The following is a 9,003-nucleotide window of genomic DNA, read 5'->3' on the forward strand; positions in this document are numbered from 1 at the left end:
GGTCGTACCTCCGGATCGGACGTGCGGGGGGTCGTACCCGCCGGATCAGACGTACGGGATCTTCAGGACCGCCGCGTCCGTGCCGGTCTGCACCTGGGAGGTGCTGCTCCCCAGGGCGTTCCAGATCTCCAGGCGGACGGTTCCGCCCGTGAGGTTGCCCAGGGTGCCGGTGGTCGCCTGCGCACCCACGGCCTGGGTGTACTCCTCCCAGCCGGCGACCGGGTCGGTCGCGAAGTAGCGGTAGGTCTCGGTCCGGTCGAAGGTGCCGTCGCCGGTGAGGTCGTAGCTGACCCTGACCTGCGGTGCGAGCCCGACCGTGGTGCCCGCGTCGACCCGGAGGCGGAACGTGGTGGAGGCGCCGGAGGAGAGGGTGCCGTTGACGTTGGTGATCTGGTAGGTCGTCGGCTTGTACGGAGTGCCGTCCCGGTTGACGCCGTCCGCCGAGGCGATGGTGTCGGTCCCGGCGGCGCCGTCCGTGGCGGTGGTGAGGGTACCGCCGGACTTCAGCCGGAAGGTGTTCCCGGTGGAGGTGCCCGTGCCGGGGTCCGTACCCGGGTCGGTGGTGCCACCGCCGGTGCCCGTGCCGGTGGCCGTGGAGCGGGCCGGTACGGAGAGGGTCGCGCCGTTGGTGAAGGTGACGGTGCGGGCGGTGGTGCCGTAGTTGTGGGCGACGTAGGTGTTGACGCCGTTCTTGGTGAAGACGGCGGAGGTCGGGATGTCCCCGCTGATGCTCATGTCGGGGGCGCCGAGGCTGTCCAGGGTGGTGATCCACTGATACGTGTGCGCCTTGGACTCACCCTGTTCCGGGGTGTATCCCGCGTTGCCCGCGTCCCATTTGGCCTTCGCGGACGCCGGGTCGGCGAGCGCCTCGAACTCCCAGAGCAGGTCGCGCCATTCGACGGCCGGGCCGCCGTTCTCCCGCTCCATCTCGGCGAGATTCCGCTTGACGGTGGCCTTGTCGCGTCCCAGGTACAGCGAACCGCCGGTGATCGGCAGGGTGTTGATGCCGTGGATCTCCTCGGGGTTCGCGGTCCACCAGGTGGAGTACGCGGCGCCGCTTCCCCAGACCATGCCGACCGTGTCGTGACCGAAGGAGCTCGGGAAGACCTGCTGGTCGGTGTCGAACCAGTACTGCTCGATCGCTTCCGACTCGGTGGTCAGCAAGTAGCTGCCGAGGTCGCGCAGAGAGGTGTCACCGGTCGCGGAACCCCACAGGACGAGCGCCGCGCTCAGGTTGGTCGACTCCGAGGAGGACTCCTGGTTGTTGCCCGCCGCGAAGCCCTGGTGCCCGGAGGCCCAACTGTGGCCCGCGTACACGTCGAAGCCGCGCAGGAAGGGGAACGCGCTGTCCGTGCGGCTCGGGTTGGCCGTGTCGCGGATCAGGTTCTTGACCATGGTGCCCCAGGCGGAGTCGGCGGCCCAGGTCTGGTCGTACTGGGCGACGATCGCCGCCGCGTACAGGTAGTAGCTGTAATGGAAGTGATGGTCGTTCAGCTCGGTGTCGCTGCCGTAGGAGGCGGGGTACCCGATGAGGGTCTTCCAGTCCTTGTCGTAGCTGAACTCACTCGCGCCGCCGGCCGTGAACCACTCCTGGAGGCGGCCCTTCATCAGACCCAGCAGCTTGTCCCGGGTACCGGTCTGGCCGATCTGGTCGGCCACGGGAACCAGTTGGGCCAGGCGGCCGAGCGCCTTGCCGGTCCAGTAGGTGTCGGTGGCCCCGGAGAACGGGTCGGACGCGTTCGCCACCTCGTTGAGGTACCCGGTCAGCCGGGCCGTGTCGACGGCGCTGACCGCCGGAAGGGCCGGCACCACGCCGGTGCTCTTCTGGCTGGTGGTGAAGGAGGTGGCCTCCCGCACCTTCATGGTGCCGCGCGGCGACACGTAGGTGTAGGCCGTGAGCGCGTCGGAGGTGTGCAGCCACTGGTGGCGGTAGAGGGCCTGGAGGGTGCCCAGTTCGGTGCCCTCCTTGGCCTCCGTGGTGAGGCTGTACGTCGCGCGTACCGTCCCGCCGGTGGACTGCCAGGTCACCTTGGAGCCGGTGACGAAGCTGAACGCGTACTTCCGGAACGTCGCGAGCGCGTCGGTGGACGGCAGCACGGCGAGTGAGAAGTAGTCCTTGCCGCCGAGCGGGGCGGTGATGGTGGACCCGGAGACCGTCCAGTCGGTGCCGGTCGGCGAGAACAGCGCGTAGTGGTGCCCGGCGACGGTGATGCCGAGGACGTTTCCGTTGTCCGCGAAGACGGTGGGGGCGCTCGCCGTGGTGATGCTGGCGGCGCCGCCTGAGCCCTTCGCGTACACGAACGGCAGGCCGTGCCCGATGGTCGTGCGCAGCGTGCGGGTGCCGTCCGACCAGTAGGGGGTGACCGTCCAGTCGGACCAGTCGTCGGCCTTCGTGTCGGGCGAGTTGAGGCCGCTGAGACCGAGGGTCAGGTCGGCCTTGTGCGCGTATTCGTACTGGCGGCCGTCCCCGACGATCGCGGGGGTGGTCGGATAGCCGACCTCCAGGCCGCCGGAGGTGGCCTGATAGGTGAGCGGGTGGCCGTACATCGGCGTGGAGTACGGGTTGTCGCCGTAGCGCTGGTAGGCGAGCGAGGTCCACCAGTCGTTGGTGGGCACCGGCTTGTTCTTGGCCGCCTGGGTCAGCTTGGGGGTGACCGGCGCGCCGGTGTTGGTGGTCGGTCCGGAGGTGCCGGCCGGGCGGGTGTCGGTGTAGCTGCCGGCTCCCGCGGTGATCGTGGCCGCGGCCGCAGGAGTCGCGGCCGGGCCCAGGCCCACCGCGGCCAGGGCGACGGCCAGGGCCATCGCGGCTGCGGGTCTTACGAGGGAGGCTTGCATGGGGCAGCACCTCGAAGTCAGAGGGGGGACGAAGCGCTTTCGAGAGCGCTCTCATTTGTCAAGGAACGTAAAACTCCTGAAACCTTTGTGTCAAGAGAAGTGACACGTACGGTAGTTGGAGGACCATGCGCGAGGCCCAGCGTTCGAGTTCTGATGGATAACGGAGTGCGTGAAGGGGTCGGGAGCGAAGTGTTGAGAGCGCTCTCACCGTCTGGATGGCCCCATGTCGCGGGGTTCGGGCGGGTGGCCCGTGACGGCTCGCGCGCGTCCCCCGGTCCCTTCCTCCTGATCCACGGCCTCGCGCAGTCCTGTGGCGGGGCGGGGAATGCTCAGGCGAATTGATAAAGTAGCCTTACTGTATGAAGGACGACCTGACTCCTGAGGGAGTCGCCGCGGCCCTCCTGGCGAGCGTCGGTGTGCTGGTGCGGCGGGTGCGACAGGTGCCGGTCGACGGCGGACTCGCGATGCCCGAACGGACGGCCCTGGCACTCCTGGACCGCTCGGGCCCCACCACCTCCTCCGCGCTGGCCCGGGAAGCGCAGATCACCGCACAGGCCATGGGGGCGACGCTCGGTGCGCTGCGCGCCCGTGGTCTGGTCGCGCGCAGCCCGGATCCGGAGGACGGCAGGCGGGCGGTGCTGACGATGACCGCCGCAGGACGGAAGGCACTGAAGGACAAGCGCAGTGCCCGGACCGATCTCATCGCCCGGGCCCTGACCGGCGGCGCGTTCACCCCGGCCGAACTGGACCGGCTCGCGGCCGCGGCACCTCTGCTGGACCGGCTGGCCCGCACCATCCGACCTGCCGAGTCCACGACGCCCGACACCGACCGGTACACGACGCCCGACACCGGACGCAGCGGCGCCGGAGGCCGGCCGACACGCTCAGGAGAGACGACCCCGTGACACTGACAACGATCGACCCCACCCCCGCGCTCGTCGTGATCGACCTGCAGAAGGGCCTCCTCGCCGGCGCCGGACCCGCCGTCGCGGCGGTGGCCGAACCCGCGGCCCGCCTGGCCGCCGCGTTCCGCCGGCACGGCCTGCCGGTGGTCCTGGTCAACGTCACCGGGCGCGCCCCGGGGCGTACCGAGGGCGCGCGGGCGGGCGGCGGTGTCCCGTCGTCCCCCGGCTGGGCCGAACTGATCGAGGAACTCGACGTCCGGCCGTCCGACCACCTGATCACCAAGCGCCGGCGCAGCGCGTTCCACGACACCGGGCTGGACACCCTCCTGCGGGACCTGGGCGTCACCCAGGTCGTCCTCGCCGGCATCTCGACCAGTGCGGGCGTCGAGTCGACCGCACGCTCGGCCTCCGACCACGGCTACCACGTCGTTCTCGCCACCGACGCCATGGCCGACCGCGAGGTGGCCGACCACCGCCACAGCGTGGAGCGCGTGTTCCCCAAGATCGGCGAGACCGCCACCACCGCCGAGGTCGTCGCCATGATCGGGGCCACCCGATGACGCTCCTGGGCAGACTCCTGAACAACCGCCGCGCGGGCGAGGCCCACCTGGCCTGGAACCTTCCCCACCTCCAGGGCCCCGGGTCGCTGATCCTCACCAGCGACGACTTCCTTCCCGACGGCCTGCTCCCACGGGTCCACTGCGCGAAGCACGTCGGCGGCGAGGACCTCTCCCCGCACCTGGCCTGGACCGGGCTCCCGGCCGGTACGGCGCAGCTTCTCCTCGTCGTCGAGGACGTCGACGTACCCATGGCCAAGCCCGCGGTGCACTGCGTGGCGCTGATCGAACCGGCGACCGGAGATCTCACGCCCGGCTCCCTGGCCGCGAAACGGCCCGGCGCCGGGGTGCGGCTGCTGCGATCCACCGTCGGGCGCGGCTACCACGGCCCCGCGCCCATCAAGGGCCACGGGCCGCACCGTTACGTCTTCCAGCTCTTCGCGCTCGCCGCTCCCGTCGACGGCGCCTCCGGCGCGACGCCTCCGCTCGGGGCGCGGCCCCGAACCCTGCTTCCCGCCCTCACCCCGCAGGTCCTCGGCCGGGGGCGGCTGACGGGGGTCTACGAGCGCTGACGGAAAGGCGACCCGGACAGGCCCGCGACAGCCCTCCGCCCGCCCGCGGTCCAGGACGGGATCACGGGCGGGCGGAGGGCAGGCCGGGCGGGGTGCGTCAGGAGCGGTACGCCTCCAGTTCCGAGGCCTGGACCGCGGGCCAGGCCGTGTTGGCGGTACCGGTGACCCGCAGGTGGCGGGGCGCGGAGCCGGCCGGCAGGGTCACGGTCACCGTGTTGCCGGAGGCCGGGTCGAAACGGTAGTCCTTCGACGCGGTCAGCGTGGTGAAGACGGAGCCGTCGGCGCTGCCGAGGACCGTCAGGGTCTGGGTACGCGCCTCCCAGGACGACGGCAGCTTGAGCACGACTCTGCCCACGGTGGTCGCCGTCCCCAGATCCACGGTCAGCGACTGCGGGAAGGACCGGTTGACGCTCTCCCAGTACGAGTTGGCGTCACCGTCGACGGCCTTCGCCGGGTTGTAGACGTCCGCGTACCCGGTCGCGGTGACGGGCCTGCCCAGGGCGAGGTTCCGACCGGGGTCGGGAGTCGGACCGGTGGGCGTGGGCGTCGGGGTGGGTGTGGGCGTCGGGGTCGGGGTGGGGGTGGGGGTGGGCGTCGGGGTGGGTGTGGGCGAGGTGCCGTGGTCGTAGTTCGCGGTCGGCCACGGGCCGCAGTAGGTCGCCGGAAGCTTGGTGTTCCAGCCGGAGTTGCCGCTGCCCTGGGTCAGTGCCAGCGAGGAGCCGAGGCAGCTGTATACGGGGTCGGTGAACCCGATGTGGGTGGCGCGCACGTTGGTCAGCGACAGCTGCGCCGGGTCGTTGAACTGGAGCGCGAAGGTTCCGGTGCCGTCGATGTTCACGTTGCTGAAGTTGACGTTCTTCGTCGTCCCCGAGACGAAGTGGATCGCGGCGTAGGAACTGTCCAGGATGTCCGTGTCGGTGACGTTGATCGTCGCCTTGTCGATCGGGCTGTTGCGGGCGTCGAACCAGACCGCGCCGATCGGGAACGGCCAGCCGTAGTCGGTGTTGCCCGCCCGGATGGTGGTGTTGCGGGCCAGGGTGAAGGTGCCCTGGACATCGGTGCCCTGGCCGGGGGAGACCCCGGGGAAGCGGTTGCCCACGTGCAGGGCGCCGCCGTTGGTGAGGCTCTCGGCGAGGACGTTGTCGGTGACGGAGATGTCCTTGCCGCCGTAGACCGCTATGTGGTTGGCGAGGATCGGGGCCACCACGGTGTTCCCGGTGAAGGCGTTGGCGCTGTCGGCCTTGGTGTCGGACCACATCGCGAGGCCGTCGTCACCGAGGTTGCGCAGGAAGGTGTTCTCCACGGACGATCGGGTGACGCCCCAGTGGAAGTTCACCCCGTCCGCGGTCTGGTCGAGGATGCGGCTGTTACGGATGTGGAAGTTGTCCATCGGCCCGTCCATCCAGGCGCCGACCTTCGTGTGCTGGAGCCACACGTCGTCCACGACGGAGTCGCTCATCGCGCCGCCGATCGCGTTGACCTGGTCCTCGTCGACCCGTTCGGTGATGTCACCGATGATCGCGAAGCCCTTGAGGGTGACGTTCCGGCTCGGCCCGCCGGCCTCGTACGGGCGGACCCCGCCGCCGTACCCGCCGCCGGAGACGTACTTGCCGTAGATCCCCGCAGCCCGGCTCCGGTCGGTGGGATGACGGCCGCCCAGCACGCTGTACCAGGGCCCGGCGCCGCGCAGCGTGACCTGGTCGACCACCACGTGGTCGGTCAGCTTGAAGGTGCCCTGCGGGATCCACACCTCCTTGCCCTGCGCCTTCCCCGCGTCGACCGCCTGCTGGAACGCCGAGGTCGAGTCCGCGCCGCCGCTCGCGTCGGCGCCGTAGTCGGTGACCGAGAGAGAGCCGGCGGGCCGGGTCACCGGAGCCGCGACCTGCTCGAAGTCGGCCAGGTCCACCACGGCCCACGGGGTGACGGAGGTCGAGGGCAGGGTGATCCGCACCTTCGAACCGGCGGCGAGGGTCCTGCCGAAGAGGGTCCTGGTCTCGTCGTAGAAGTGGTGCGGCTGGCTGCCCGGGGTGTTGGTGAACGGGTAGGAGCCGTAGAACCAGCCGTACTTGGACGTGAAGTCGAGGTCCTTGATCTTGGTCCCGTCCAGACTGAGCGCGACCGGCGCGGTGATGCCCGTACCCGCCGCGTTGTCCGGCACCGAATAGCGCACCGTCATCGCGTTGGCCGGCTTGGTCAGGGTGAACTCGACGTACTCGCCCGGAGCGTCGAGCCGTACGGCGCGCCGCCCCGAGGCCTCGGAGGGAAGGGAGGTGTACGTGCGGTCGGGGCCGATCAGCGAGCCGCTGGTCGCGGCGGTCTCCGCCTCCAGCTCGGTGAACGGCACCTGGGCCCCGCGCCCCGCTACCGCGAACGGCGAGAGTACGGGCGCCTCGGCCGCCGCCGCGGAACCGGTGCCGCCCCCGGTGAGGGCGGCGACCGTACCCAGGGCCACGGTGCAGGCGAGTGAGGCCAGCAGAGCGGTCAGGGACCGTCCACCGGGTGCGGCTCTTGTCACGCTCATGATGCATAACCTCCTGTGGGGGGACATCTGGACGGCGGTGTGGCGGCTGTTTCAGGCCAGCAGCCACACCGCCGTGTCCTGGGGGAGACGGCCCCGGTCGTCCAGGGGGCCGCCGGCGAGCAGGACATCCGTGTGGGCGGGGAGTTCCGCCGGTTCCGCCGCCAGGTTGACGACGCACACCAGCCCCGGGCCGCGCCGGAAGGCGAGGACGCCCTCGGCCGAGGGGAGCCAGGTCAGCGGCTCGCCCCGGAACGCCTCAGTGGTGCGCCGCAGCCGCAGCGCCTCCCGGTAGAGCGACAGCATCGAGCCGGGGTCGCCGCTCTGGCGGTCCACGGCGTACGCCTCCCAGCCCTCGGGCTGCGGCAGCCACGGTTCCCCGTGAGAGCCGAAACCGCTGTACGGGCCGTCCGCGGTCCACGGCAGCGGCACCCGGCAGCCGTCCCGCCCCGGATCGCTGCCGCCGGAACGGAAGTGCATCGGGTCCTGGATGCGGTCGAGCGGGACGTCCGCCTCGGGGAGGCCCAACTCCTCACCCTGGTACAGGTAGGCGGCCCCGGGCAGCGCGAGCGTCAGCAGAGCCGCGGCGCGCGCCCGCCGTTCGCCGAGTGCCAGATCGGTCGGCGTACCGAACGCCTTCGTGGCGAAGTCGAACCCGGTGTCCTCCCGGCCGTACCGGGTCACCGTCCGGGTCACGTCGTGGTTGCACAGCACCCAGGTGGCCGGGGCGCCGACGGGCGCGTGCTCGGCAAGGGTGTCGTCGATCGTCCGCCGCAGCCGGTCCGCCCGCCACGGGCACGCCAGGAAGTTGAAGTTGAAGGCGGTGTGCAGCTCGTCCGGGCGCAGATAGCGGGCGAAGCGCTCCGAGTCCGGCAGCCAGACCTCGCCCACGAAGACACCCTGGTACTCGTCCGCGATGGCCCGCCAGGACCGGTAGATGTCGTGCAACTCGTCCTGGTCGATGTACGGATGGGGGTCCACCCCCTCCACGAAGTCGGCGAGCGCCGGATCCTTGGCGAGGAGGGCTGCCGAGTCGATCCGCACACCGGCCACCCCGCGCTCGAACCAGAAGCGCAGGATCTCCTCGTGCTCCCGGCGGACCGCCGGATGGGCCCAGTTGAGGTCGGGCTGCTCGGGCGTGAAGAGGTGGAGGTACCACTCGCCGTCCGCCACCCGGGTCCAGGTGCGCCCGGAGAACTGCGAGGGCCAGTCGTTGGGCGGCAGTTCGCCGTCCTCGCCCCGGCCGGGCCGGAAGTGGAACAACTCCCGCTCGGGACTGCCCGGTCCGGCCTCCAGGGCCGCCCGGAACCAGGCGTGTTGGTCCGACACGTGGTTCGGCACGATGTCCACGATCACCCGGATGCCGGACTGGCGGGCCTCGGCGATCAGCTTCTCCGCTTCGGCCAGCGTCCCGAAGGCCGGGTCGATGGTGCGGTAGTCGGCGACGTCGTATCCGCCGTCGACGAGCGGCGAGACGTACCACGGCGTGAACCAGATGGCGTCCACGCCCAGGTCGGCGAGATACGGCAGTCTCGACCGGACGCCCGCGAGGTCCCCGGTACCGTCCCCGTCACCGTCGGCGAAGCTGCGTGGGTACACCTGGTAGATGACGGCGC

At 71.0% G+C, this 9,003-nt stretch carries 6 protein-coding genes; 3 read left to right on the forward strand and 3 right to left on the reverse strand.

What is annotated here, in order from left to right; translation table 11 throughout:
• Positions 1-45 precede the first annotated feature (45 nt).
• The gene (locus ACFWEP_RS26535; RefSeq protein WP_387373555.1) at positions 46-2,835 is read right to left on the reverse strand and encodes a glycosyl hydrolase; all 2,790 of its coding nucleotides are present in this window, start codon (positions 2,833-2,835) and stop codon (positions 46-48) included.
• Between the two features lie 359 nt (positions 2,836-3,194).
• Here ACFWEP_RS26535 and ACFWEP_RS26540 point away from each other — a divergent pair, with 359 nt between their 5' ends.
• From ACFWEP_RS26540 to ACFWEP_RS26550, 3 genes are read left to right on the forward strand one after another with little or no spacing between them, the layout of a single operon-like run.
• On the forward strand, positions 3,195-3,740 hold the full coding sequence (locus ACFWEP_RS26540) for a MarR family winged helix-turn-helix transcriptional regulator (RefSeq protein WP_387373557.1): 546 nt from the start codon (positions 3,195-3,197) through the stop codon (positions 3,738-3,740).
• Positions 3,737-4,300, forward strand: a complete 564-nt coding sequence (locus ACFWEP_RS26545) for a cysteine hydrolase family protein (RefSeq protein ID WP_387373559.1) — start codon at positions 3,737-3,739, stop codon at positions 4,298-4,300. Before ACFWEP_RS26540 ends, ACFWEP_RS26545 begins: the two co-directional genes overlap by 4 nt.
• A complete protein-coding gene (locus ACFWEP_RS26550) occupies positions 4,297-4,869 on the forward strand; it encodes a YbhB/YbcL family Raf kinase inhibitor-like protein (RefSeq protein ID WP_387373561.1) in 573 nt (190 codons plus the stop codon). Before ACFWEP_RS26545 ends, ACFWEP_RS26550 begins: the two co-directional genes overlap by 4 nt.
• Positions 4,870-4,966: 97 nt before the next feature.
• Here ACFWEP_RS26550 and ACFWEP_RS26555 read toward each other — a convergent pair whose 3' ends face one another.
• Positions 4,967-7,390, reverse strand: coding sequence for a discoidin domain-containing protein (locus tag ACFWEP_RS26555; protein WP_387373563.1), 2,424 nt, complete (start codon positions 7,388-7,390; stop codon positions 4,967-4,969).
• Between the two features lie 51 nt (positions 7,391-7,441).
• Positions 7,442-9,003, reverse strand: a 1,562-nt coding sequence (locus ACFWEP_RS26560; protein ID WP_387373565.1) for a glycoside hydrolase family 13 protein, incomplete at its 5' end; no start/stop codon positions are given.

Source organism: Streptomyces sp. NPDC060198, from assembly GCF_042728415.1.
In the GTDB taxonomy this organism is placed as follows: Bacteria; Actinomycetota; Actinomycetes; order Streptomycetales; family Streptomycetaceae; genus Streptomyces.